The 24,418-nt window shown below is 52.5% G+C and carries 21 protein-coding genes; 14 read left to right on the forward strand and 7 right to left on the reverse strand.

The features are described from left to right. Nucleotides 1-24 precede the first annotated feature (24 nt). The gene (locus JI741_RS06815; protein WP_202008297.1) at nucleotides 25-600 is read right to left on the reverse strand and encodes an alpha/beta fold hydrolase; all 576 of its coding nucleotides are present in this window, start codon (nucleotides 598-600) and stop codon (nucleotides 25-27) included. A 145-nt stretch (nucleotides 601-745) separates the two neighbouring features. Beyond that, nucleotides 746-1,210, reverse strand: a complete 465-nt coding sequence (locus tag JI741_RS06820; RefSeq protein ID WP_202008298.1) for a VOC family protein — start codon at nucleotides 1,208-1,210, stop codon at nucleotides 746-748. Nucleotides 1,211-1,571: 361 nt separating this feature from the next. On the opposite strand from JI741_RS06820, the gene JI741_RS06825 reads away from it, so the two are divergent. After that, complete coding sequence (locus JI741_RS06825) at nucleotides 1,572-3,062, forward strand: sensor histidine kinase (RefSeq protein ID WP_202008299.1); 1,491 nt, start codon at nucleotides 1,572-1,574, stop codon at nucleotides 3,060-3,062. Beyond that, entirely contained in the window at nucleotides 3,055-3,477 is a 423-nt protein-coding gene (locus JI741_RS06830; RefSeq protein ID WP_202008300.1) for a response regulator, read from the forward strand. Before JI741_RS06825 ends, JI741_RS06830 begins: the two co-directional genes overlap by 8 nt. A 9-nt stretch (nucleotides 3,478-3,486) precedes the next feature. Here JI741_RS06830 and JI741_RS06835 read toward each other — a convergent pair whose 3' ends face one another. Both JI741_RS06835 and JI741_RS06840 read right to left on the reverse strand, forming a co-directional pair. Beyond that, on the reverse strand, nucleotides 3,487-4,386 hold the full coding sequence (locus tag JI741_RS06835; protein ID WP_202008301.1) for a PfkB family carbohydrate kinase: 900 nt from the start codon (nucleotides 4,384-4,386) through the stop codon (nucleotides 3,487-3,489). 267 nt (nucleotides 4,387-4,653) lie between these two features. Next, nucleotides 4,654-5,457, reverse strand: coding sequence for a type 1 glutamine amidotransferase domain-containing protein (locus JI741_RS06840; RefSeq protein ID WP_202008302.1), 804 nt, complete (start codon nucleotides 5,455-5,457; stop codon nucleotides 4,654-4,656). Nucleotides 5,458-5,570: 113 nt separating this feature from the next. Between JI741_RS06840 and JI741_RS06845 the strand changes: the two genes are divergently transcribed. Beyond that, entirely contained in the window at nucleotides 5,571-6,137 is a 567-nt protein-coding gene (locus JI741_RS06845) for a Crp/Fnr family transcriptional regulator (RefSeq protein WP_202008303.1), read from the forward strand. A 78-nt stretch (nucleotides 6,138-6,215) separates the two neighbouring features. Here JI741_RS06845 and JI741_RS06850 read toward each other — a convergent pair whose 3' ends face one another. Then, nucleotides 6,216-7,673 carry a hypothetical protein gene (locus JI741_RS06850; RefSeq protein WP_202008304.1) on the reverse strand — a complete coding sequence of 486 codons (1,458 nt, stop codon included), beginning with the start codon at nucleotides 7,671-7,673 and terminating at the stop codon, nucleotides 6,216-6,218. Between the two features lie 200 nt (nucleotides 7,674-7,873). On the opposite strand from JI741_RS06850, the gene JI741_RS06855 reads away from it, so the two are divergent. Continuing rightward, the gene (locus JI741_RS06855) at nucleotides 7,874-9,862 is read left to right on the forward strand and encodes a tetratricopeptide repeat-containing sensor histidine kinase (protein WP_202008305.1); all 1,989 of its coding nucleotides are present in this window, start codon (nucleotides 7,874-7,876) and stop codon (nucleotides 9,860-9,862) included. A gap of 101 nt (nucleotides 9,863-9,963) precedes the next feature. On the opposite strand, the gene JI741_RS06860 is transcribed toward JI741_RS06855, so the two are convergent. Next, complete coding sequence (locus JI741_RS06860) at nucleotides 9,964-10,878, reverse strand: VOC family protein (RefSeq protein ID WP_202008306.1); 915 nt, start codon at nucleotides 10,876-10,878, stop codon at nucleotides 9,964-9,966. Nucleotides 10,879-11,138: 260 nt separating this feature from the next. On the opposite strand from JI741_RS06860, the gene JI741_RS06865 reads away from it, so the two are divergent. The 3 genes from JI741_RS06865 (at nucleotide 11,139) to JI741_RS06875 (ending at nucleotide 13,679) form a co-directional block, all read left to right on the forward strand. Further along, nucleotides 11,139-12,416: an amidohydrolase family protein gene (locus JI741_RS06865; protein WP_202008307.1), complete on the forward strand. Its 1,278-nt coding sequence runs from the start codon at nucleotides 11,139-11,141 to the stop codon at nucleotides 12,414-12,416. Between the two features lie 145 nt (nucleotides 12,417-12,561). After that, on the forward strand, nucleotides 12,562-12,753 hold the full coding sequence (locus tag JI741_RS06870; protein WP_202008308.1) for a quinol oxidase subunit 4: 192 nt from the start codon (nucleotides 12,562-12,564) through the stop codon (nucleotides 12,751-12,753). A gap of 158 nt (nucleotides 12,754-12,911) precedes the next feature. Next, complete coding sequence (locus tag JI741_RS06875; protein ID WP_236675932.1) at nucleotides 12,912-13,679, forward strand: DUF4382 domain-containing protein; 768 nt, start codon at nucleotides 12,912-12,914, stop codon at nucleotides 13,677-13,679. A gap of 184 nt (nucleotides 13,680-13,863) precedes the next feature. Here the strand turns inward: JI741_RS06875 and JI741_RS06880 are convergent, their stop codons facing one another. Then, nucleotides 13,864-14,481 (reverse strand): DUF4242 domain-containing protein, encoded by a 618-nt coding sequence (locus tag JI741_RS06880; protein WP_202008309.1) that lies wholly within the window; start codon nucleotides 14,479-14,481, stop codon nucleotides 13,864-13,866. Nucleotides 14,482-14,606: 125 nt separating this feature from the next. Between JI741_RS06880 and JI741_RS06885 the strand changes: the two genes are divergently transcribed. The 7 genes from JI741_RS06885 to JI741_RS06915 all read left to right on the forward strand — a co-directional run bounded on the left by JI741_RS06885 (nucleotide 14,607) and on the right by JI741_RS06915 (nucleotide 24,389). After that, on the forward strand, nucleotides 14,607-17,210 hold the full coding sequence (locus JI741_RS06885; RefSeq protein WP_202008310.1) for a helix-turn-helix transcriptional regulator: 2,604 nt from the start codon (nucleotides 14,607-14,609) through the stop codon (nucleotides 17,208-17,210). A gap of 94 nt (nucleotides 17,211-17,304) precedes the next feature. Then, entirely contained in the window at nucleotides 17,305-17,577 is a 273-nt protein-coding gene (locus JI741_RS06890) for a DUF4242 domain-containing protein (protein WP_202008311.1), read from the forward strand. A gap of 227 nt (nucleotides 17,578-17,804) precedes the next feature. After that, on the forward strand, nucleotides 17,805-19,013 hold the full coding sequence (locus JI741_RS06895; RefSeq protein ID WP_202008312.1) for an acetyltransferase domain-containing protein: 1,209 nt from the start codon (nucleotides 17,805-17,807) through the stop codon (nucleotides 19,011-19,013). 180 nt (nucleotides 19,014-19,193) lie between these two features. Further along, complete coding sequence (locus JI741_RS06900; RefSeq protein WP_202008313.1) at nucleotides 19,194-19,892, forward strand: YoaK family protein; 699 nt, start codon at nucleotides 19,194-19,196, stop codon at nucleotides 19,890-19,892. Nucleotides 19,893-19,903: 11 nt separating this feature from the next. Beyond that, the gene (locus tag JI741_RS06905; protein ID WP_202008314.1) at nucleotides 19,904-20,857 is read left to right on the forward strand and encodes a VOC family protein; all 954 of its coding nucleotides are present in this window, start codon (nucleotides 19,904-19,906) and stop codon (nucleotides 20,855-20,857) included. Between the two features lie 308 nt (nucleotides 20,858-21,165). Further along, the gene (locus JI741_RS06910) at nucleotides 21,166-22,941 is read left to right on the forward strand and encodes an amidohydrolase (RefSeq protein WP_202008315.1); all 1,776 of its coding nucleotides are present in this window, start codon (nucleotides 21,166-21,168) and stop codon (nucleotides 22,939-22,941) included. Between the two features lie 89 nt (nucleotides 22,942-23,030). After that, nucleotides 23,031-24,389, forward strand: coding sequence for an alginate export family protein (locus JI741_RS06915; RefSeq protein WP_236675933.1), 1,359 nt, complete (start codon nucleotides 23,031-23,033; stop codon nucleotides 24,387-24,389). Nucleotides 24,390-24,418 lie beyond the last annotated feature (29 nt).

The following is a 24,418-nucleotide window of genomic DNA, read 5'->3' on the forward strand; positions in this document are numbered from 1 at the left end:
CGTTGCTGTTTTTTAAACGATCTTTTACAGAGACTCGTAGGGCGCGAGTGCATTCAGTTGTTTGATGTCGAACACAAGTTCCTGCAAGCCGTTGCCGAAGAGGTGACCGCCGTAGCTGAGTTCGTGAACGGATGCGTGCGGAAGCAGGTCGGCATAGAAGGTGAGGTGTTTCACGGGCACCACTTCGTCGTCGTTGCTGTGATATAGAAAAACGGGTGCGGCGTGTTGCAGGTGCAGGAAGAAGTTGTGTTGCAGTTCGTATTCTTCTACGTCCCATTCGTCCTGCCCAAAAAATGGTGCGGCAATGATGAACAGACCGGCAATGGGTTTGGTGATGTTTTCTTCAGAGAGAAATTTCAGCAACACCGAGCCTCCCAGCGAGTGGCCTACCAGCAGTGCGTCGTCTTGCAGACTGCGGAGTTCACAGGCTACAACATTTTTCCATGTGGCGTAGTGTGGATGATCGGGGTCGGGCATTTGTGGATAGCGAACGTCGTAGCCACTGCCTAGCGCATCTTGTAAATACGCCACCAGGTCGCGGCTGCCGGTGTTGGGTCCCTGCGTGCCCCCGCAATGAATGAAGAGTACTTGTTTTTTCATCGGATTTGTGCCCCTGTGTGCGGCCGTTTGCTCACAACAAATTTACCCCCGTGCGTTGCCACTGACCGGGGGAGATTCCGAAAATAAAGGGGGTTGATTGCGACAGTTCGATTTGTGGCGACGTGTGGTCATCACTCACAGTAACTTACTTTTTGAAACCGTCGTCGTTGATTTCGATCCAATGTCCATCCGGATCCTGGAAGTAGATTTGTTTTACGCCGTCAACGCGCAGCGTGAATGTTTTGGGTTCGCCTTTCCAGTTGTTGAAGAACACGTTGTTTTTTTCGAGGCGTTTAATGAAGTCGTCCACGGAAGGGACGCTGAAGCACATGTGATCGTTTTTGTCGCGCTTGATGTCGTTGGGTGCGCCTTCAATGAGGTGGAGGCGGCTCGTGGGCGACAGGTCGAACCAGGTATGTTTGCCGTCTTTGAAGGGCTCGTCGGCTTTTTTGAATCGAAGAATGGTTTCATAGAATGTGGTGCTCTTTTTCAGGTCGTGCACATACATGGCGATGTGGTTGAGCATCACCGTATCCTTTTTTGTGTCCTGGGCGTTGGCCGCAAACGAGAGCGTGAAACCGATACCGAGAATGAATAGGAGCGTCTTCATAGAGATCATAGTGTTTTGGTGTTCCGGCCTTGCATACACACGGCGCAGGCTTAACAATACTATCGCGTAAATTCCACGCCCGCAAATGATTTGAGAACTATTTCAGCAACAATGGGCGGAGCGGGGATGCAGGGGTGCAAGTGGTGGCATCGCGCGCGCGGAACACGTGGCCTTTGAACATCCAAAATCGCTCGGTAATACCCGCTATGTTCCTATCCTATAATCAGGGTTGTCATTCCCTGCCGATAAGGCGAACTTCAAATCTTTTCCCGGTGTGTGCCTTCCGGTTCAGGATGGTTATTGGCAGGCCGGGTGCACGCCGCAGGTTGCCGTGTGAAGCTCCAAACATTAACAGACGGTCATGAAAATTTCCAACATCATTCTGTTTAGCTTTTTCATCATTCTGCTGCTGTTCTCCATCACCACCTATTTAAATTATGCACTGGCCGATCTCACCAACGAGAACACCGAGGTTTTTGAGCGGTCGTCTGTGGTGGTTCGCCACAGTAACCGGTTTCAGCGCAATTTTCTCAACATGGTCAGCGGTCTTCGCGGCTACCTGCTCACCACCGAAGGCTTCTTTATTCAGTCGTATGACTCGGCCATGCAGGAGAATGAAGACATCCTGAAAGAACTGGCCATCCTGGTTCCGGAGCAGGCGCAGCAACAAGACCTGTTGCGCGACATCCGCCAGTTGCACACGTATTGGATACAGAACTTCGCCGTGCCCCTGCTGGAGGCGCGAAAAAACACGCTGTTGTCCGACAGCACCAAGCGGGCGTTCGACAAGTTTTATCGTGTGAAACTTGTGGACGGCCTGGAGAAAGATGTGCAGGCCAGTTTGCAACGCAAGTTTTCGCAGTTCATAAATTTCGAATACCGGTTGCGTGAATCAGAACGCGAGAAGCTGAAGGCATCGGTGCACAACACCAAAGTGGTCACGATTTCGCTCACCATCATTTCCATTGTGGTGGGCACGGGCATTGCCGTGTTTATTGCCTATAGCATTTCGTCGAAGATGATCAACATGGTGATCATGGCCAACGCCATTGCCGGTGGAAACTATGAGGTGCACATTCACGATCGTGGAAAAAGTGAACTGAGTCAACTGGCCCGCGCGTTGAATCGCATGGCGCGAATACTGGACACAAACATCACCCTGCTGCAACGCCAACGCGACGAGCTCGATCAGTTCGCGCACATTGTTTCACACGACTTGAAAGCACCTTTGCGGGGCATCGACAACGTGATTAACTGGATCGAGGAAGATCATCTTGCCGCGTTGCCCAAGGGCGTGGTGGATTATCTTGCGTTGATAAAGGGCCGTGTGGCCCGGGCGGAAGATATGCTGAAAGGCATTTTGCAATATGCCCACATCGGAAAAGCGGAGCGAATCAAAGAAGTGGTAGATGTGAATGAACTGCTGCTGGAAGTTCGCGAATATCTTCCGTCCCGTTCCGGCATCACGCTCACCGTGCAAACCGGATTTCCGATGCTGTTCACGGAACGTATTCCGCTGGTGCAGATTTTTACAAACCTGATGGTGAACGCCTATAAATATCACGACAAGACGGAGAACGGTTTTGTGAAAGTCTATTTTAAAGATGCCGGCAAATATTACCAGTTTTTTGTGGAAGACAATGGTCCCGGCATTGACCCGAAGTATCATCAGAAAATATTCCGGATTTTTCAAACGCTTCATCCCCGCGATTTTGTGGAGAGCACCGGCGTGGGGTTGTCTATCGTGAAAAAAATTCTGGACGACCGAAAACTCACCATTCACCTGGAGTCAGAAACGGGCCGGGGCGCCACGTTCTCTTTTTATTGGCCTAAAGACGAGACACATGAATAGAATAATCAATATACTTCTGGTAGAGGACGATCGGTTGGATCAGATCGACGTGATGCGCACGCTGGAGAAAAAACAAATTCTTCATCGCCTGAAAATTGCCAACAACGGCGAAGAAGCGTGGGAGATGATGGAGGAAACCGAGAGCAGCATTTTCACGGGGCCGCCGGATATCATACTGCTGGATCTGAACATGCCCAAGCTGAACGGCTTTGAACTGGCCACGCGAATCAAAAGTCACCCGGTTTTTAAAGACATCAGAATTTTCATGCTCACCACCTCCGAAGAACACGAAGACAAGGCCGCTGCCCGCAAACTTGGCGTGACGGGGTTCATCACCAAGCCGCTGAAACTTCAAAGTCCCACATCGACCGATGCGTTCAATTTGATGATTGACCTGATGAATATGGGAAAGTGAATGCGGCAGCTACACCGCGTCTGGAATCGATAGTGTTTTTTTTCCGTTTTGAATGAGGGCTGCGATGGCCGCTTCGGAACCGGTGAACGGTCCTGACGATTCGAGCTTGATGCTGGCCATGGCCGCACCAAATTCGCCGGCTTCCTGAAAGCCTGCGCCGCGAATGCGTTTGCAAAGATAGCCCGCCATATAGGTGTCGCCGCAACCGGTGGCATCCACAACGGCCTGCGGAACAAACGCGGGGATGTCGTAGAATTTTCCTTCGTGAAGAATGATAGACCCGTGACTTCCCAGGGTGATGATGACTTCATTCACACCCCACTCGTGCAGAATGCGCGCGCCTTTGCGCGGATCTTTCTGAAGGGTGAGCGCTTCCATCTCGTGTTCGTTGGCTTTGATGATGTGCACATAGGGCAACGCCTTGCGCTTCTCGGCCCAGTCGATGGCGATCACTTTTTTGTTTTCCACCTTGCGCAAAAATCCCTGCACATCAAGCGACACTTTGCCGCGCGACGCCAGTTGCTGAATCAGTTCTGCGGGCATGTCGTGTGCCAGCAGCGGACCAAGGTGATAGATTTCTGCCTGTATGCCGGCCAGCTGTTCTACGGTGAAAGGATCGGCAATTTGAAGCACGTTCTGGGTGCGATGGTCGATGTTGTTGCCGTAGATGTTTTCGAAGTATACGGTGTGTGCGCTGGGCAGGGCATGCACGTCAATTCCTTTGGCACGCAGGTCGGCGACAAAGCGCATCTCGCCGGTGCCGAGCGCGGTCACCAGGGTGTAGCGCACGTCCATGTTGCGAATGGCGTTTGAAAAATAGAACGAGGTGCCCCCCGCCATGTGCACTTCTTTTTGTGGCGTCACCACCTTGTCCAGCGTGATGTGCCCGATGCAGCAGATATCGAACATAAATGAGTATAAATACAGGACGTGAGTCCGGAAACAAAACGCAAAAGTAATCAAAGAATGGGTCAGGGAAAGTTTTTTCAGAAAAAGCCCCAAAATGGCTTTCCAGGGCCAGAGAGCGCCATTTGCATACGTGTGAAAAGCAAGAGGCTGCCCCTTTTCGGGACAGCCTCTGGTCATAATATCCGATGACGCAGGGGGCGTAGCCAGCCCCACATCAGGATTGATAAAAACGCTCGTTTGACACCACGTGGCGAACGGTGCTAAGTTCTACTTCTTTGCCGTGGAAACGGTCTTCAGAATTTCTGAGAGCTTGCTTGCAACGGCATGGGCAGACGCCGGATTCTGACCGGTGATCAGCGTGCCGTCGGTCACCACAAAAGGTTGCCAGTCGTCGGCGTGAACATAGTGTGCACCTTTTTCTTTCAGCATGTCTTCCAGCAGGAACGGCACAACATCGGTCGATTGGCCGGCGCGTTCTTCGCTGTTGGTATAGCCCGTCACTTGTTTTCCTTTCACGAGCGGTTCGCCGTTTTGTGCCTTCACATTTTTTAATGCGGCCGGTGCATGGCATACCAGCGCTACGGGTTTGCCTGCGCGATGGAATGTTTCGAGCAAACGAATGGACAACGCATTGTCCGGAAGATCCCACATGGGGCCGTGACCACCGGGATAGAAAATGGCGGCGTAGTCTTCAGCGCGAACATCACTTAGGGTGCGCGTGTGGTCAAGTTGATCTTGCGCGGAGCGGTCGTCGAAGAAGCGTGTCACCGACGGTGTCACGTAGGCCGGTGCGGTGCTCTTCGGATCGATGGGTGCTTTTCCACCGGCAGGCGATGCGATAACCACCTCGAAGCCTTCATCGGTCAGGGCGTAGTAGGGTGTGGTGAATTCTTCCAGCCAGAGGCCGGTTTTTTTTCCGTTGGTTTTCACCTCGCTGGCGGAGGTGACAACAAACAATACTTTTGTGGAGGTTTTCACTTTTGATGACATTGTGTTGGAGGTTGATTGTGTATGTCCCAACCAGGCCAGGGCCAGCAGCAGGGCAGATGCCAGAATTGATGTGTGCTTCATTTGCATAATTTTTGTCAAAATTAGCGCGCATCATCCCGGCCCATAATGATGTAGATCACTACTTTTGTGTGATGCAGATCACATCTTCCGTTCTCTCAAACCAGCAAAGCCCCATGAGGGAAATGTTTCGCGCCCACATCGAAAAAATTGTCAGCCTGACCGACGATGAATTTGATATTGTGATGGAACACTTCGTGCACAAAAAGCTGAAGCGTCACCAATATGCTGTGCAGCAAGGTGAGTTTGTGGATCATGAATATTTTGTGGTGAAAGGCTTGTTGAAGTCATTCTTCGCCAATGCCGACGGCAAGGAACATATCATTCAGTTTGCCCTGGAAGACTGGTGGATATCCGACTATCAGGCGTTTGTGAATCAGGCGCGCGCCACGTTCAATATCGACTGTCTGGAGGAATCCGATCTGCTGAGCCTTTCGTTTGGCAACAAGAAAAAACTTTGCGACAAGGTTCATAAGATGGAGCATTTCTTCCGCGTGAAAACCATGTCGGGCTACATCGCCCTGCAACAGCGGGTGTTGTCGCTCATGAACGACAACGCGCAGACGCGCCACGCGCACTTGCTCGAACATTACCCCGCGCTCTTTCAACGCGTGCCCAAAGCGCTCATTGCATCCTACCTCGGGGTGTCGCGCGAAACGCTGAGCCGGTTTGGAAACAGCTGAAAAAAAAGCAGGCTGCCCGACAAAGACAACCTGCAAACCAACCTAAACATAGTTCAATAATCCAAATAGCAATTCGCTTTAGTTCACGACCACCAGCCTGAACTCGCCCCGCACGTTGTGCTCTTTGGGCGACTTGCAGTCGTTGGCGTTTGTTAACAGATCTTCGTAGAGCGTTCCTGAAAATATTCCCGTCACATCGCTCATGGCGGCCCCGCTATATTCTCCTATCGTCACCTCGAACGACGCGCATTTGTATGTGATGTCACAAGCATCTTTTATTTTCTCGCGCTGCACATAACTGAGGGTGTATGACAACATTTGTTCGCCGGGAATAAATTCAACGTCGTCATCGTCGTTGTTGTCATCGTCGTTGTGGATGCAGCCCAGGCTGATGTCGCCTTCTTTGGGATGCGCGATGGTGAGCGCGAAGGCGTTCGTGATGTGTTGTCCGCTTTGGGTGTAGCTGCCGCCCCCGAGGGTGAGTTCGCCGTCGTCACGACCGCAGTTGGCGATGGAGAAATTCTCCGGGTCGGGAGGTATGGTGCCGTTGAAGCCATATTGATAATATTCATAGGCCACACCGTCGATGGTCACCAGCAGGTAGTAGTCGGAGCTCACGATGCTGATGTTGGAGTTGAGCATGTAAGCAACAGACTTGCCTTCCTTGTTGCTGCCTTGCAGTTGCACCGACACGGCCACAGGATTGACAGATGGTTTTTTGTTCGGCGCTGTGTAGGTAGCATTTTTGCCCTCTGCCGTCAGTGATCCGTTGCTGTTGGAAACGGGCGCTGTGGTGCCGTTGAGTGTCCAGCTTTTGATTTTAAACTCCTGCAATCGCGACTCCAGCGGCGGGATTGGGGTGAGCGGTGTCAGGGCGTCGAGGTCGCTATTGATCACGGACAGGGGCACCAGTTCATCTTCTTCATCGGCTTTGTCGGCCGAGAAGCCGGTGATGCTCAGTGCAAGGCTTTTGCCCACAAGCAAGGTTGACGATGTTGGCGTGAGCGACAATCCCACAAAAGTGCCCAGCGCCCAGTCGCTGAAGTGTGGTGCTTCAACGGTCACGGTGTGCGCAGCATCGTCGACAACACTTTTCAACGCGGCGTTCCAGCCACCGTCGGTACCTTGCGTCACAATCCAGAGGAAGTCCGAGAGGTTGCCATTCAGAACATCGTCTGTGTACGTGAAGGTGAGCGTGACAGGTTTTGCAAAGGTGGTGCCTTCGGGCTCAAGCCTGTATCCATGGCCCAACCCAAGCGGTGCAGTGTTGCTGATGGGTTGAACAGACACCGTGGTGTTGGCCGACAAGGCACCGGCGGGAATGGTGATCTTCAGTTTTCCATCGGCCGATTGCAAGGTGCCACCGGTGGTGCCGATGGAGCCACTCACTTTGTCGCCAAGGGGAGTTCCCGGTTCGGTAACGACCGGTTCGCTGCTTTGGGGTGAAGGGTTGTCGTTGTCGCGGCACGACAGCCAAAGCAACGGCATGACCAGGGCAAGCAACACCACGACACGAAAAGGAGGGAGCGTTTTCATAATTTTTGTAGTTGTGTTAGAATAACTTCACCAACAAGTGGTATTATCGATGTAAATATCCCGCCGCGCGTGGGACATTGCTATCCTGTAAAAACAGGAGATTTTGGTTTGCCTGATAAAATCATGGAAAAACAGGAGGACCACTGTCGTGCGCGGTGCATTACTTTGTGTACTTCCTCCGTGGACCAATCGACTATTGAATGAAAGCGCTATTCCTTTATGCCACGCTTGCCTTGCTGTGTGTTGCCACGTCGGCATCGGGCCAGCAACACGCCCTCGACAGTCTACGCCAGGCTTTGCGTCAGAATCTTTCGGACAAAGACCGTGCACTCACGCTCATGCGCATGGGTGTGCAGTATGAAGGTCTTGACACGGCCGAAAGCATGAAGTCCTACCGCGCGGCCGCGACGGTGGGCCGGCGCGCCGGGTTGATGCTGGAGACGGGGCGCATCTACCTCAACATGTCATTTCCCCTGTCGGCGCGGGGAGACTATAAAAGAGTCATTGCTGTGCTCGACAGCGCGTTATATTTTCTGGATCGCTCAAAGGATCCTGACACAGAATTTCGCCGCGGGCAGGTAATACACACCCTTGGCACTGCTTACCGCTATCAGGGCGATTTCAAGAAGTTTATTGAATACATGATGAAAGCCGTCGCCATTTTTGAAAAGGCGGACCACCAACGAAGTGTGCTGAATGCCTACCTGAACATAGCGATGTACTATAAGGACATTGCCGAATATGAAACCATGTATGCCTACACAAAGAAGGCATTGATCATTGCACGCAAGCTCAAACGCAAGGACGATCTTTTTAAGTCGTATGTGTTTGTGATGTATGCCTTGAATCAGATGAACGACTACAAGCAGGCCAAACTTTATCTTGATTCGTGTGCGATGAGCTACGTGCCCGTAGACGATTTTGCTGTGATGGTAAGCTATCACCTGGTGGGTGGGCTCATGTATATGAATCTTTTCGGACAGGACTCCCTCACGTCGCACCTCGACAAGGCTGAGGCTCACTTTCGCGAGGGCAATGTGCTGGGGCATCAATACAACAGCCGGTTCAACATTGTGCAAACGGAACTGCAGTTGGCGCGCATTCTGTCGTTGCGAAAAAAGTATGGGGAAGCCGAGCAGAAGCTCCAGGCACTGCTGGCCACGCTCAAAGAAAACGAAGAGCCCGATCAATGGACGGTCGCGCACGATTATCTGTCGCGGAACTATGCCGAGTCGGGGCAGTATAAAAAAGCCTACGAGTCGTATCTGGAATACCGGGGTTTTCAGGATTCGCTTTCCAGCGAACAGAACAAACGCTACGCCTCTGACCTGGAGAAAAAATACGAAGCCGAAAAACGTGACTTGCAGATCAAACAGCTCACCACCGACAAAGAACTGCAACAGCTCACCATTCAAAAGAAGAATATCATCAACTATGTGCTGGTGGGGGGTGCCGTTACGCTGGCGGCGATTTTCTTTCTCACCTTCCGGGGCTATAAACAACGTCAGCGTCTTCAGCAGCAGCGCATCAACGAACTGGAAACCGAAAAACAACTGATGGCCACCGAAGCCGTGCTGAAAGGTGAAGAACGTGAGCGCACGCGTTTGGCGCAGGATCTGCACGATGGCCTGGGCGGTATGTTGAGTGGAATTAAATATGCATTGAATACCATGAAAGGAAACCTGATCATGACGCCTGAAAATCAACAGGCCTTCGAGCGCAGCATCGACATGCTGGACAGCTCCATCAAAGAAATGCGGCGCGTGGCCCACAACATGATGCCCGAAGCCCTCATCCGGTTTGGGCTGGACACTGCCCTGCTGGATTTCTGCAACGACATCGACCAAAGTGGTGCCCTGAAAGTGACCTATCAGTCCATCGGCATGGAAGGTGCTGTGTTGGACCAGACCACGTCCATCACACTCTATCGCGTGGTGCAGGAGCTCATTCACAACACCATGAAACACGCATCGGCCACCACCGCCCTGGTGCAGGTGAGCAAGGTGGGCCGTCGCGTCACCGTCACGGTGGAAGACAACGGCATCGGGTTCGACAACGACACGCTGAAGACGTCGGAAGGCATGGGATGGGCCAACATCCGCCACCGCATCAAATTCCTGAAAGGCACCTGGGATGTGAACTCCCGCCCCGGCGAAGGAACGTCGGTGCACATTGAACTGGACGTGTGAGACAACCGGTGGTCTTTATCGAGTTATTTTTGATCGCAAAAAAAAATCGTTATGGTCTGCAGGCTCAGATCCATAACGACTTCTAATGCCTAATCGATTGCTTAGCCGGCAAACGCCTCTTCCAAGGTGGCGATGTTGAATTTCTTCATTTTTAGAAAAGCTTCTACCACGCGTTCGGTTTTGTTCTTGTCGGGGTTGGTGAGCATGTCGCCCAATTGCACGGGCACCACTTCCCACCACACACCAAACTTGTCTTTCAACCAGCCGCAATGGCTTTCCTGGCCACCGTCGGCCGTGAGTTTGTTCCAGTAATAATCAATCTCATCCTGTGTGGCGCAGTTCACAATCGTAGAGATAGCTTCGTTGAATGAGAAGGCGTGATTGCCTGCGCCATCCATGGCCATGAACGTTTCGCCTCCGAGTTTGAAACGCGCGTGCATCACTTTGCCTTCGGGCATGTTGGGTCCGGCCGGATATTTATGCAACGCGTCGATGGACGAATTTTTGAAAATAGATGTGTAGAACCTGATCGCTTCTTCGGCGCGACCAAACGCGTTTTGCACAAACATATACAGCGGTGTGATCTTCTGTCCTACCTCGCTTACTTTGCCCAGCGTGATTTGCCACGACAGTCCGTAGCGATCGCTGGTCCAGCCATACTTCTCGCTCCAATCGTATTTGTTCAACGGCATCAGCACCTGGCCGTCTTTGGATAAAGCTTCCCACAGCGTGTTTACTTCCGCCTCGGTTTCGGCTACCACATAGTAGGAGATGGATGGATTGAATTTGAACAGTGGGCCGCCATTGGTGGCCATGAACTCATGTCCGCTGAGCGTGAACGTGACGGTCATCACTTTGCCTTCGGGTTGTTTGTGAATTTCGTATCCCTCCTTGCCGTAGCGTGTGATGACGCCTATGCCCGACTGTGGGAACAGGGTGGTATAGAATCGTGCAGCTTCTTCGGCCTGTGAATCAAACCACAGACCGCTGGCGAAACGTTTTTTTGTGTTTGTCATGACATTGAATTTTGGTAAGCGAATTTTTTTAAGCGCCCCGGCGACATCGTCACATCTCTGCGAAGCCCGCAGCGCACTTCAAAAATACGGGATGCCCGCGATGACCTTCGTGTGTTATAGCGTCAACTTCGGGGGGTGGATGCGTCAGGTACGATGAAGTTACGCAATTTGTGCGCGCGGCAGTTTAACCGCAGATCATTTGCCACAACCGGATCACTAATATTTTAACCCTGTCGGTGGGAAAGTGTTTATTTTCAGGAATGAACATCCAGAAAATTCTCCCCCTTCTTTTTGTGCTTGCCCTCGCCTGCAAAAGTCGCGGCCCCGAAGGCGAATCGTTTACGGCCTACACCGGCGCCACCATCATCGATGGCAGCGGCGCGGCACCTGTTGAAAACGGTGTGCTGCTTGTGCGTGAAGGCCATGTGGTGGCCGTGGGCACAAAAGAAAATGTGGCGATTCCGGAGCACGCCATCGTGCACGATGTGACTGGCAAAACAATCGTGCCCGGTTTCATCAACGGCCACGGTCATGTGGGCGATGCAAAAGGTATTGAAGGCGGACACTATTCCAGCGAAAACATTATTGACAACCTGAAGTTGTATGCTCACTATGGCATCACCACCGTGGTGAGCCTGGGCGGAGACAAAGCCGAAGCCGAACCGCTTCGCGCCGCGAACGACACCGCCACCACACAACATGCACGCCTGTTCATTGCCGGTGACATCATTCACGGCAACACACCCGCCGATGCCCGCGCCGTGGTGGACAGCAACCGCCACCTGGGCGTCGACATCATAAAGATCCGTGTAGACGACAACCTGGGCACATCGCCCAAGATGCCGGAAGAAATTTATCGCGCCGCCATCGCCCGCGCGCATGAGCTTGGTTATAAAGTAGCCACGCACCTCTACTATCTCGACGACGCACGCAAGCTGATTGACGCCGGCACCGACATGCTGGCCCACAGCGTGCGCGACCAACCTGTGGACGATGCGTTTGTTTCGCTGATCAAAAGCAAAAACGTGTGCTATTGTCCAACCTTGACCCGCGAACTTTCCACCTATGTATATGGCGACACCGCCGCATTTTTTAAAGATCCGTTTTTTACACGCGCCTACGACACCGCCATTATCCGTCCCCTGCTTGACCCTGCCCGCCAGCAGCAAGTGAAGACAAGCAAAGGCGCGATCACCTACCGGCAGCAATTGCCTGTGGCCAAAGCCAATCTCAAAACCCTTTGCGACCAGGGTGTGCCCATCGTGTTTGGCACCGACAGTGGCGTGCCAACGCGTTTCATCGGCTACTTCGAACACCTGGAAATGGAGATGATGGCCGACGCCGGTCTCACACCCATGCAGATCATTGTGTCGGCCACAAAGAACGCAGCCGAATCGCTGGGCCTGAAAAATCTGGGCACACTGTCGAAAGGGCATTGGGCAGATTTTGTGATTGTGGACGCCAATCCACTGGACGACATTCGGAACATGCGGAAGATCAATCAGGTGATTATTGGTGGGGTGGACGTGAAGCGTTAAGAATAGCATTTATTCATTTTCGATAGCATGATTTCCTTTACGGTTCAAAAGAACCGTTGACCGGGAAAATCGTAGAATTGTATGTTCCGCCTTTGGGGGTAAACCTCAATCTATGTGCTTTATGAGCTAGAACATAACCACATACATGCGAAGTATTCGAAACATTGCCTGCATTGCCCTTCTCATTTTTGCTACAGCCTGCTCCACCGCAGTTGTTGGCCCCGTTTCGCAAAAACCGGCATCGCAAAAGAAAGCGCCTCCCGGGCAGGTGAAAAAAGCAACCGGCAGCCAGTCGGCCAAGCCATATGCACCCGGTCAACAAAAAAAGAAGAAATAGCATATACGACGAAATGCCTGCTGGCACTTTGAATGCCAGAACACACTGGTCCGTTCTGTGGTTTTAGGAACATGACATTGAGTCTCCTGCGATAACGGCCCAGCCCAGGTCACTTTCCAGGACGGAATTTCATTAACCAACAACTAACGCTAAGTCTCATGAAAACTTTTCTAAGTATCATAACACTGTCGCTGTGGCTTTTTGCCTGTAGCAGCGACGACACGGCCAATGCCAAACTTGAGATCCGGCTAACCGATGCACCGGGTGACTATGAAGAAGTGAACATCGATGTCCGTTCGATTGAGATACATAGTGACGAAGGTGATTTGGAATCGGGATGGAGAACATTGTCAATCAATCCAGGCATCTATAATGTGCTGGAGCTCACCAATGGTCTCGACACATTGCTTGGCGCAACAGAACTACCCGCCGGTCACGTATCACAGATTCGGCTTATCCTCGGTGACAACAACAGTGTGAAAACAAACGGCGTGGTCACATTTCTGAAAACACCCAGTGCGCAAACGTCGGGATTAAAATTGAAGGTGAACGCCGACCTCAAACCCGGAATCACCTATGCCATCACGCTTGACTTTGATGCTGCGCGTTCCATTGTGGCAAAAGGGAACGGGGGCTTCAACCTGAAGCCCGTGATCCGTGCACTGAGTGAAGCTACCAGTGGTGCGATCAAAGGCATTGTGTTGCCCCTGGATGCTGCACCGGCTGTGTTTGCCGTGAGCACCACCGGCGACACGCTGGCCACCGCCTACACCGACGCCTCCGGACGATTCCTGTTGCGCGCGTTGGACCCGGGAACCTACACCGTGAAAGTAAGTCCGAAGACCGGCTATGCACCGACCGAAAAAATCGGTGTGAGCGTAACGCTTGGCACCGTAACGGATGCAGGCACAATCAGTGTACCGTAGGGAACAACAATTTTCTTTCTGAAAACCTAAAGTCTCCGCACTAACCGGAGACTTTTTTTGTACTTAAAAATTCCGTCAGCAAAGACACATGGTTTTCATCCAAGGAGAACCCTTACAAAAAAAGCAGGGACTGCATCCGCCTGACGCAGTCCCGAGCTAGAGAGACAGTTCTTGAATCTATTTATTAATTCCCTTGCTGCACGCTGTGCACTTCCTGGGGAATCAGACCGTGTGCTTCTTTATGCGTGGCCACCATGGCTGCCGAGTCGGGTGCTTCGGCCAGGCACATCACGATGCCACGTTTTTCATCTACCCAATAGTTGATGAAGCTGGTTTTGTATTTCTCCTGCACAGCCAGATCTTTCACGTGCGCATCGGCGACGGCCTTAGCCGTCACGTTGCCAGCGCCGAGGTAGTGCACGTCGAAGTAGAGCGGTGTTTGTGGATGCAGCGGGGCTTCTTCGCCATCGCTCACTGCGGCAATGAGGTCGGGCACGAGACCGTGCGCTTCCTGGTGTGTGCGATAGATGGCCGAGTCGCTGGGCGATTCGGAGAGGCAATAAACTTTGCCTTTGGCTTCGTCGACCCAATACTTGAGGAAGCTCACGCCGTATTTGCCTTGCGTAGCCAGATCTTTTTGATGCGCACCGGCCACATCTTGCAAGGTCACTTTGCCGGGTTCGAGATCGTGCACGTCAATGTAGAGGCGGCGATCCTGGGTGGTGTCGGGTTCATTCACTTTCGTGTCGCATGCTGTCAACACGGAAATCAGGGAGAGGAAAACGAGGGTTGTGTTTTTCATTTTTTGAGATTTAGTTATTAACTAGTGCAAAGGAAGATCGGCCGGTGGAGTCTTTGGTCAGTGATTTTCCCTGTTTTAGAATTTCGGATTCCCTATTTTGCTTTTTTGAAAACCCTCTCTTGCGTATGGAATTAGTGGAGCGCACAGCGTATCTCGATATATTGGCCGATCGCTACAACACCGTAACAAAAGGCGAAGGCCACACGGTGTTTCTGGCGGGCGAAGCCGGTGTGGGAAAGACGTCGCTTGTGAATCATTTTCTGCAAAGCCTTTCCGGACAGGTTGTGGTCTATTCCGGAGCGTGCGATTCGTTGTTCACGCCACGTCCCCTCGGGCCGCTCTACGACATGGGCGTGCAGATTGGACAACACTTTCTGGATTTGCTTCGAAATGAAAAGGACCGCGCGCTCATCTTCACGGCGTTTGTGCAGGAGCTCACGGCGGCCACCACGCCCGTAGTGCTGGTGATGGAAGACATCCATTGGGCCGACGAAGCCACGCTGGACTTTATTAAATTTCTCGCCCGCCGCATCACTAAATTCAGGTGCCTCTTTGTGCTCACGCTGCGCGACGATGAAGCCAGCAATCGTCTTGCCCTTAAAAAATTTTTTGGCGAGCTGCCTGCCCCAACATTCACCAAGCAGTTGGTGCAACGCCTCTCGCGCGAAGCGGTCGACCAACTGGCGTTGGCAAAAGGGTATGCTTCCGGCCACGATGTATATGCGCTCACGGGCGGCAACCCGTTTTATGTAACGGAGGTTCTGGCCAGCTATAGCCCCGGCATTCCGGAGCGCGTGAAAGATTCCATACTCACGGTGTTTTTTTCGAAAGACGAAACCACCCGTGCGTTATGGGAATTTTTATCCATCATGCCTTCGCGTGTTGAATTTAACAAGGCTGCGTTGGTGGAAGAGGAATTTCCAAACGGCATTGACGAATGTATCCAATCGGGTGTGCTGGTTAATAAAGGAAACTACCTGTCGTTTAAGCATGAGCTTTATCGCCTGGCCATTGAAGAATCGATGTCGCCCTATCGCCGTCGAAGTCTTCACCGCCGCATGCTGAAGCTGATGCTGGATTGCCCGGTGGAGTTCAACAACCTGTCGCAGGTTGTGCATCACGCGCGCTTTGCCGACGACTCCGAAGCTGTGGCCCGCATTGCGCCGCAGGCCGCCAAAGAAGCCGCGGTGCTGGGCGCGCACCTCGAAGCCTCAACGTTATATCTCGCTGCCATCGAACACACCGATGCGCAGTCGCCACAACTGGTGGAGCTCTACGAGAACCATGCCTACGAATGTTACCTCACCGGTCAAATGACCGCCGCCGTGGCTTCGCAGGAGCGGGTGCTTGAACTTTGGCGAGAACGCAAGGTGATTCTGAAGGTGGGCGACACCCTTCGTTTTCTATCGCGCCTGTGGTGGTTTGCCGGCAACCGCGCACAATCTGTGAAACTGGCGCGCGAAGCCATAGAGGTTCTTGATAACGGCTATCCTACACGCGAACGCGCCCTGGCCTATAGCAACATGGCCCAGCTGAGCATGCTCGCCGACGATCCGGAGGAAACGTTGCTGTGGGGCAACAAAGCCATCGCGCTGGCCACGCGCATGAACGATCCCGAAGTTTTGTCGCATGCCCTCAACAACGTGGGGTGTGTGCTGATGAAGTTCGATGCCGAAGCCGAGGGCGAAGCCAAATTGTCGGAGAGCCTCGCGCTGGCTTTGCAACACGGCTTTCATGAACACGCGGCCCGGGCCTACACCAATTTGTCCTACACGTTTGTGTTGTCGCGTCAACATAAGAAGGCAGCGCAGGTGTTTGATGAAGGCATTAAATATTGCGAAGCCCGCGATTTGAAATCGTGGATCGACTACATGCAAAGCGAGCGTGTGAAGATGCTGCTCGACACCGGCGACTGGGCCGAGTCTGATGCGTTAACCTCGTCTTTACTGAGCAACCCATTCCATCCACCCATCGTACAGATCGGTGCCCTCGTGACCCGCGCGCGGTTGAAGATCCGGCAGGGCGCGTTCGATGAAGCGCGTGTGCTGCTGGAAAACGGGAAACGCATCGCCTGGCTTACGGACGAAGCACAACGCGTGGTGCCGGTGTTGTCGGCCATTCTGGAGCTGTGCTGGATCAGCGGCGACGCATTGCCGCTCAACGATGTTAAAAAAGTCGAAGACTCGTTCTTTGCTCAGAAAAATAAATCGTGGCACTACTCCTCCTGGATATACTGGTTGCGGAAAAGCGGCGTGCCCCTTCCTGAAAATAAAGACGTGACGTTCAAAGGCCCACTCCGCCTCGAAGTGGAAGGCCTTTGGAAAGAAGCCGCCGACGAATGGAAACAATCCGGATGTGTCTATGAACAAGCCCTTGCACTGATGGAAGGCGACGAAAAACACCAACGCGAAGGACTGCAACTGCTGGATGAACTGGGCGCCACCGCCACCCGCGACAAACTGAAGACAAAGCTGAAGGAACAAGGCTTGCGCAACATCCCCCGCGGCCCGCGCGAAAGCACCCGAAGCAATCCCGCGTTGCTCACGGGCCGTCAGGTAGAGATCCTGAACCTTTTGGAGAAGGGCTCGCCCAACAAAGAGATCGCCGACCGATTGTTTATCTCACCCAAAACCGTCGACCATCACATTTCGGCCATCCTGTCGAAGCTGGAAGTGAACTCGCGCGCCAAAGCGGTGGTGGAAGCCCGCAAGCTTGGCATCTTAAAATAGGGAAGGGATGGTCAATAAATAGGGGATTCCTCTGGCGACGGAGCACGGCCAGGCGCTGAATTTTGCAGGACAATAAAACACAATTTTATCCTGTATGAAAAAATTCATCATCGAACGTGACCTGCCGGGAGCCGGCAAACTCACCCCCGCCGAACTGAAAGCCATCGCCCGCAAATCGTGCGAGGTAGTAGACAACCTGGACGTGTCCTACCACTGGATTCAAACATTCGTTACCGACAACAAACTGTATTGCGTTCACATCGCTCCCGACCGCGAGTCGGTTTTGGAGCACGCGCGTAGAGGTGGATTCCCCGCCGACAACGTCACCGAAGTGCGTAGCATTATGGACCCTACCACCGCCGCCTGACATGCGCCTGGCTTTCGGGAAGGGGACGTTGCACGATTGAAACTTTGTGACAACGCCGGTAGCACCGTGTTCAAAAAAATTTCTGCTATAGACAGCGGCAAGCACGTTTGATTGGCACCACCGGTTGTTGCATCGTTCCCTTCCGGAAACAGCCTGGGGCATATGACACACCGTAGAATAATTGTATTTTTAAATAAGGAGCCCATCCAAAACACAAACGCAAAATCATGGAACCCTCTCTGAAAACCAACGCCGGATTTTTTCGCATTCAATCGGTAGACCTCTTGCGGGGTGCCGTCATGATCATCATGGCCATAGACCATGTGCGGGTCTATTCGGGCATACCCGCAGGTGGCCCGACGGCGGGTGTTTTTTTTACGCGCTGGATCACGCACTATTGCGCGCCCGCTTTTGTGTTCTTTGCAGGCACCAGCGCTTTTTTGTATTTGAAAAAGACGGGAAGTAAAAACGAGGTGTCAACGTTTTTGCTGACGCGCGGCCTGTTGCTGGTGGCGCTGGAGCTCACCGTTATTCGCTTTTTCTGGATGTTCAATTTCGATTACGGCGTCTTCACGTTCACCGGGGTCATCTGGATGTTGGGGTGGTGCATGGTGCTGATGGCGCCGCTCATACGGTTGTCGCCCACGGCACTCGGCCTGGCCGGGCTTGTCATCATCTTTGCGCAGCAGGCGTTTCACTTTGTGCCGCAGTTGTTTCCGGAGTCAATGCAGGAGTCGGTGGACAAGGTGTGGGGATTTTTTTATCCGGCTTCTCCCGACGGCGTGGCGGGCGCGGGCAAGCTGTCGAACACGGCAGGCATGGCCAAGCCGTTTGGCTTCAGCGTTTTTTATGTAGTCATTCCATGGATTGGCGTGATGATGGCGGGCTTTGGTTTTGGCAAGTTGTTGCAAAAAGATCCGGCAGCATTTCGTAAAGTTTGTCTGCGCGTGGGCATCGGCGCCATTGTTCTTTTTCTGATCGCCGGCACATTGGATGTTTTGATGCGTCCCGCGACCGATGATGCAACACCATTTTTGTTCAGGTTGCTGGGCCAGCAAAAGTATCCACCGTCACAACTCTACCTGCTCATGACACTCGGGCCACTCATCGCGCTCATGCCGTGGGCAGAACGTGCGTCGGGCGCGCTTGCGAATGCCCTGAAGATTGTAGGACGCGTGCCGATGTTTTTTTATCTGCTGCACATCCTGCTCATACACCTCTCCGCATTTGTAGTGAACCTTCTGCTCAGCGGAACGATTCACCAGGATTGGTATGCCACGGCGCCCTTTGTGAATATTCCTGAAACCGAGCGCTGGGGTTTGCCCTTGCTGTATCTGGTGTGGGCCATTGATGTTCCCATTCTGTATTGGCTTTGCACGAAGTATGCGGCATACAAAGCCAGTCGCCCCGAGGTTCGTTGGCTGAAATATGTTTGAAAGGAATTTGTTGACAACGACAACATCAAGCACCCGGGCGTATGTCATCTTGAAAACGGGTGTTGGATGAAATCCTGATTTTGTCGTACAAAACAACTTTTTTCATTCTTCATATTTCTCAGCCTCGCGAAATGCCTTACCTTATAGTCTCCGTCAAAAAAAGGCGGAGACTTTTTCTTGATGAAACCCAGAGTCGTTTCTTTTCTGCTCAGCTTCGTTTCCGGTTTTGTCGACACGGCGGGCTTCATCGTGCTGTCCGGAATTTTCACGGCTCACATCACGGGCAACCTGGTGCTTGCAGGTGCACTGCTCATCGCCGAGAAGAAAGCCGAAGTGTGGACACGATTTCTCATGCTGCCGATCTTTATCGTAGGCGTGGTCATCACATTTTCAATGGACGCGCTGATGAGCAAAACCGTGAAGTCGTCGCTAAGGCCTTTGCTCCTGGTTCAGACTTTACTCATCGTTGCAATTTCAGGTATGGGGTTTTTCTTTGAAGGCGCAAGTCACCGCGTGCTGGAAACGTTGCCAATTCTGTTGACCGGCACGGTGGGCGTGCTGGCCATGAGCGTGCAGAACACCTATATGAAAACACACTTGCCACGTTATGTTCCTACCACGGTGATGACCGGCAACATGGCTCAATTCTCCATGGACATGGTGCCGTGGCTGCTCGTGAAAACAAAACTGCGCGAAGGCGTGGCGCCGGTAGAAAGCGTGCGTAAATTTGGCGTGGCCTTGTTGGGATTTCTGGCGGGCGCAATTTGCGCGGCACTGGTGGTGTCGAAAATCGGATTGCTTTCCTGCCTGCTACCTGCCATGTTGCTGTTGGTCGTCATGGTTCTGAAGCCGGACGAAATGGAAATAAAAACTACTTAACTCTCGTCAAGATGGACAAACTGATTACAGGCATTCACCACGTCACGGCACTGGCTTCGGACGCACAACGCAACATCGAATTTTATACGGGCATATTGGGTATCCGGCTGGTGAAGAAGACGGTAAACTTCGACGCCCCCGAGGTCTATCACTTCTACTATGGCGACGAGCTGGGACATCCCGGCACCATCATCACATTTTTTCCCTATAGCGGATTGATCAAAGGCCGGCATGGCACGGGCTTCCTGAACACCACCACGTTTTCGGTACCCTATGGTTCGCTTGGCTATTGGACAGAGCGCCTGAAAAAATACGGCATCGCGTTCAAAGATCCACAAGAACGCTTTCAAAACGAAGTGGTTGTGTATCTCGAAGATCCCGATGGCCTGGGGCTTGAGCTAGTGTTTAACGAAGGCGATCTGCGCACGGGCTTTACCTATGGCAGCATTCCCCTCGAACATTCCATTCGCGGCTTTTACAATGTTGAAATCTGGGAAGAGGGATTTGAGCGCACAGCCTCGTTGCTCACCGAACAGTTAGACCACGTGCTGATCGCAGAACGTGGCAATCGATTCCGTTTCGCTGCACAAAACAAGGCCGGCAACTTCATCGACATTCTCTGCTCGCCCGATAGTCTGAAGGGTCGCGGAGGAAGTGGCACGGTGCATCACATCGCCTTCAGCACAGCCGATGCAAAAAGCCAGCTGGCGGTTCGGGAGAAAGTGGTGAATCGCATGCTGAACCCCACACCGGTGCTGGACCGTCAGTATTTTCAGTCGATCTATTTCCGCGAACCCGGTGGTGTGTTGTTCGAGGTGGCTACCGCCGATCAGGGCTTCACAAAAGATGAAGACAAAGATCACCTGGGTGAAGCCTTGAAGTTGCCTCCATGGTTTGAGAAGGACCGCACCAACATTGAAAGCCGTGTGCCCCGCGTGGACCTTCAACTTAAAAAATATCCCTGATGCCGGAATGCCGAACACGGGTCGCTTCAGGGGCATCATATTTTTATCTGGCCTTTTGGGATATTGATTCTTGTAAGATCTTCCATCAGTTGTGATTAATACAGCTTTTTCTGGTATTCATACAAAGCCTCAAATGGTTTTGTAACCAAACGCAATTTCAATTTCGAAGTGTCTCCCCAATCTTCCTTACAAGAAACACCGAATGTGTTGACTTAACCATGATGGTGTGTTGTTTCGCCATTGTTGGATGTGATGCCATGCGATAGGTTTGTAGCGTATGGTTTGCGAATACTAAAATCAAAACATAAATGAAACTACAAGCCTTGCTGGCAATTGCGCTGGCCCTTTCTTTTGAAGACGTTGTCGCACAACAAAAGGCAGACATCATTCTGCTGAACGCCAACGTGACAACACTCGACGACGCGGCTCCTCACGCAGAAGCCCTTGCCATTTCGAAAAACAGAATTGTGGCGGTCGGCAACAACAAGGAAATTCAGAAATGGAAAGGGGCAAAAACCAACGTGATCGATGCGCATGGCAAAACCGTGGTGCCCGGCTTGTTCGACAGTCACCTGCACGTGATTCGCGGCGGGCGGTTCTACAACACCGAGCTGCGTTGGGATGGCGTGTCGTCGCTGAAGAAGGCGCTGGCCATGCTTCGCGAGCAAGCAGCGCGCACACCCGAAGGCCAATGGGTGCGTGTGGTGGGCGGCTGGAACGAATATCAGTTTGAGGAAAAACGTCTGGCAACACTGGACGAAATAAACGAAGCCACCGGCAATGTGCCCACGTTCATTCTCTATCTCTATGGCAAAGCCTGGCTGAACAAGGCGGGAATTCAAAAACTGAACATCACCGGCGAAACGCCAAATCCACCCGGAGGTCTTATTGAGAAGGATAGCAACGGTGTTCCTACCGGCCTGCTGGTGGCCGAGCCCAATGCCTTCATTCTGTACTCCACCCTGGCGAAACTTCCCGAACTGACGCCAGCAGAAAAAATAAACTCCACGCTTCAATACATGACCGAACTGAATCGCCTGGGGGTCACGGCCGTGATGGATGCCGGCGGTGGCTTTCAGAATTTTCCCGACGACTACGCGATCACCGATTCGTTGAACCGCGCCGGAAAAATCACAGTGCGGCTTCCGTATTTCCTCTTCGCACAAAAAAAAGGAACGGAGCTAAACGATTTCACAAAGTGGATCAGCCTGGTAGATGTCCAACATCCCATATCAAACACCATCAACGAAGTTGACTATCGTGTAGAGGGGGGCGGCGAAAATTTAGTGATGGATGCTGCCGACTTTGAAAACTTTCTTTTTCCCCGGCCCGAACTGCCGGCGTCGCTGGAAACCAATCTGAAAGCTGTGCTTGCGCTGCTGGTGAAAAACCGTTGGCCATTCCGCTTGCACGCCACCTATAACGAAAGCATCAGCCGCGACCTCGCCATCATCGAGGCTGTGAACAAGGAAACCCCGCTCAATGGATTGCTGTGGTTTTTCGATCATGCCGAAACGGTGAGCGACGAAAACCTGGCGCGCATCAAAGCGTTGGGGGGTGGCGTTGCCGTTCAACATCGCATGGCCTATCAGGGCGAGAGCTTTATTCATCGCTATGGAAAAGCCGCGGCCTTGTCGGCGCCGCCCATCAAAAAGATGCTTGCACTCGGCATACCGGTTGGGTTAGGAACCGACGGAACGCGTGTGGCATCCTACAACCCGTGGATGTCGCTCTATTGGGCCACTACCGGTAAGACACTTGGCGGTGTGCAGGTCATGGCTCCTGAAAACGTGTTGGACAGAACTGCCGCGCTGAAGCTCTACACCACCGGCGGCTACAACCTCATTCGCGAGGGCGGCACGAAAGGAAAAATTAAGACCGGCTATCTGGCGGACGTTATTGTGCTGGATAAGGACTATTTCGCCGTGAGCGACGAAGACGTGAAGACCATCACTTCGCTGTTGACAGTGGTGGATGGAAAAATTGTATGGGGCAGTGCCGAGTTTGAAAAGCTGGCGCCGGCCAAACTTCCGGTGGTGCCCGCGTGGAGTCCGGTGAAGTATTATGGCGGGTATCAGAAATAGTATGAAAACGGTTCTTCGCTACACCACTATCACCAGTGCTTTTCGGAGCATGTTTAGTGTTTGGATCTGTCTCACGTTTTAAAATTCTGATGAGAAGAAAGCAACCGGGCCTGCTATGTCTTTTGCTGACGATGTCAATGGTTGTGCAGGCGCAATTCAAATCAATGCGCTACGATGAAGATTACACAGCGTTGAAAGACGACACGACCCAAAGCGCCTATAAAAGATTGAAATACACTCCGCTGAATATGTACGGCGGATACCTTTCTTTTGGCGGTGAAGTTCGTTATCAGTATTTCATGATTGCTAACGGCGCCTGGGGTGATGAACCCGACGATGCCGATGGCTATTCGCTGACACGCTTTCTCGCGCATGCCGATGTTCACCTCACGAAAAATTTCCGCGCATTCATCCAACTACAAGCCAGCGGCGCAAACGGAAAACCCGACACGTCGCCTGTGGATGAAAACCCGCTGGATGTGCATCAGGCCTTTGCGGACTATACGGGAAAAATATCAACGGCATCGTTCATTGTTCGGGCGGGCAGACAAGAGATGTCGTATGGATCGCAGCGGCTCATCTCGGTGCGTGAGTTGCCCAACAACCGTCAGGCGTTTGATGCTGTGAAAGTTGTTGTCGCGGCGCGGCGCCGGAAGCTGGATGTGCTTTATGGTGACTATGTGTATGCACGGAAGAATATATTTGACGACGATCCCTCGGGCAAGGCGAAACTTTGGGGCATCTACGTTGCACTGGCGAAGTTCTCCGTGCTGCAAAATGTTGAAGTGTATTATCTGGGTTTGCAAAAACTAACCGCTCGGTTCGACGATGGACAGGGAAAGGAAACACGTCATTCCATAGGCACACGCGTGTCGGGTCAGCAGCGCGGTTGGCGCTATGATGGGGAAGGGCTCTTTCAGTTTGGCGACCTGCAAGGCAAAACCATTCGTGCCTGGACCGCGTCCGTTAACATGGGCTATAAATGGAACGATGCGTTTCTGCAACCCGAGCTTGGTTTAAAATCGGAACTCATCAGTGGCGACAAAACAAACGGCGATGCGCGCCTGCAAACATTCAACCCCTTGTTCCCGCGCGGCGCCTACTTTGGACTTGCCGCGCTGATCGGCCCCGCCAACCTCGTCGACATTCACCCTTCGTTGGCCATCACCTACAAACAACTAACGTTGACTACGGACTATGATCGCTTCTGGCGACAAAGCCCCGACGATGGCATCTATGCACCCAACATGGAATTGATCTACTCCGGCCGGCACTCATCGGCACGTCTCATCGGTCAGCAAATCACCACCGAAATTCAGTATGCACCTTCAGGTGCGTTGACGTTGAAAGGAGAATATACGTTTTTCAACGCGGGACACTTTTTGAAAGACGTGGGTACAGGCAAAGATATTCACTTTGGAGGGGTCACCGTGCAGTATAAATTCTGATGCCGCAATGTGCAGGCTTGGGATGGCCG

It is taken from the genome of Chryseolinea lacunae (genome assembly GCF_016735595.1).
GTDB lineage: Bacteria > Bacteroidota > Bacteroidia > Cytophagales > Cyclobacteriaceae > Chryseolinea > Chryseolinea lacunae.

Coding starts and splice junctions, on each gene's coding strand:
- JI741_RS06885 (WP_202008310.1), top strand. CDS start 14,607: ATGGAATTAGTGGAGCGCACAGCGTATCTCGATATATTGGCCGATCGC.
- JI741_RS06820 (WP_202008298.1), bottom strand. CDS start 1,210: ATGAAGACGCTCCTATTCATTCTCGGTATCGGTTTCACGCTCTCGTTT.
- JI741_RS06855 (WP_202008305.1), top strand. CDS start 7,874: ATGAAAGCGCTATTCCTTTATGCCACGCTTGCCTTGCTGTGTGTTGCC.
- JI741_RS06905 (WP_202008314.1), top strand. CDS start 19,904: ATGGACAAACTGATTACAGGCATTCACCACGTCACGGCACTGGCTTCG.
- JI741_RS06860 (WP_202008306.1), bottom strand. CDS start 10,878: ATGACAAACACAAAAAAACGTTTCGCCAGCGGTCTGTGGTTTGATTCA.
- JI741_RS06840 (WP_202008302.1), bottom strand. CDS start 5,457: ATGAAGCACACATCAATTCTGGCATCTGCCCTGCTGCTGGCCCTGGCC.
- JI741_RS06910 (WP_202008315.1), top strand. CDS start 21,166: ATGAAACTACAAGCCTTGCTGGCAATTGCGCTGGCCCTTTCTTTTGAA.
- JI741_RS06845 (WP_202008303.1), top strand. CDS start 5,571: ATGAGGGAAATGTTTCGCGCCCACATCGAAAAAATTGTCAGCCTGACC.
- JI741_RS06825 (WP_202008299.1), top strand. CDS start 1,572: ATGAAAATTTCCAACATCATTCTGTTTAGCTTTTTCATCATTCTGCTG.
- JI741_RS06815 (WP_202008297.1), bottom strand. CDS start 600: ATGAAAAAACAAGTACTCTTCATTCATTGCGGGGGCACGCAGGGACCC.
- JI741_RS06835 (WP_202008301.1), bottom strand. CDS start 4,386: ATGTTCGATATCTGCTGCATCGGGCACATCACGCTGGACAAGGTGGTG.
- JI741_RS06865 (WP_202008307.1), top strand. CDS start 11,139: ATGAACATCCAGAAAATTCTCCCCCTTCTTTTTGTGCTTGCCCTCGCC.
- JI741_RS06870 (WP_202008308.1), top strand. CDS start 12,562: ATGCGAAGTATTCGAAACATTGCCTGCATTGCCCTTCTCATTTTTGCT.
- JI741_RS06850 (WP_202008304.1), bottom strand. CDS start 7,673: ATGAAAACGCTCCCTCCTTTTCGTGTCGTGGTGTTGCTTGCCCTGGTC.
- JI741_RS06900 (WP_202008313.1), top strand. CDS start 19,194: ATGAAACCCAGAGTCGTTTCTTTTCTGCTCAGCTTCGTTTCCGGTTTT.
- JI741_RS06875 (WP_236675932.1), top strand. CDS start 12,912: ATGAAAACTTTTCTAAGTATCATAACACTGTCGCTGTGGCTTTTTGCC.
- JI741_RS06895 (WP_202008312.1), top strand. CDS start 17,805: ATGGAACCCTCTCTGAAAACCAACGCCGGATTTTTTCGCATTCAATCG.
- JI741_RS06890 (WP_202008311.1), top strand. CDS start 17,305: ATGAAAAAATTCATCATCGAACGTGACCTGCCGGGAGCCGGCAAACTC.
- JI741_RS06830 (WP_202008300.1), top strand. CDS start 3,055: ATGAATAGAATAATCAATATACTTCTGGTAGAGGACGATCGGTTGGAT.
- JI741_RS06880 (WP_202008309.1), bottom strand. CDS start 14,481: ATGAAAAACACAACCCTCGTTTTCCTCTCCCTGATTTCCGTGTTGACA.
- JI741_RS06915 (WP_236675933.1), top strand. CDS start 23,031: ATGAGAAGAAAGCAACCGGGCCTGCTATGTCTTTTGCTGACGATGTCA.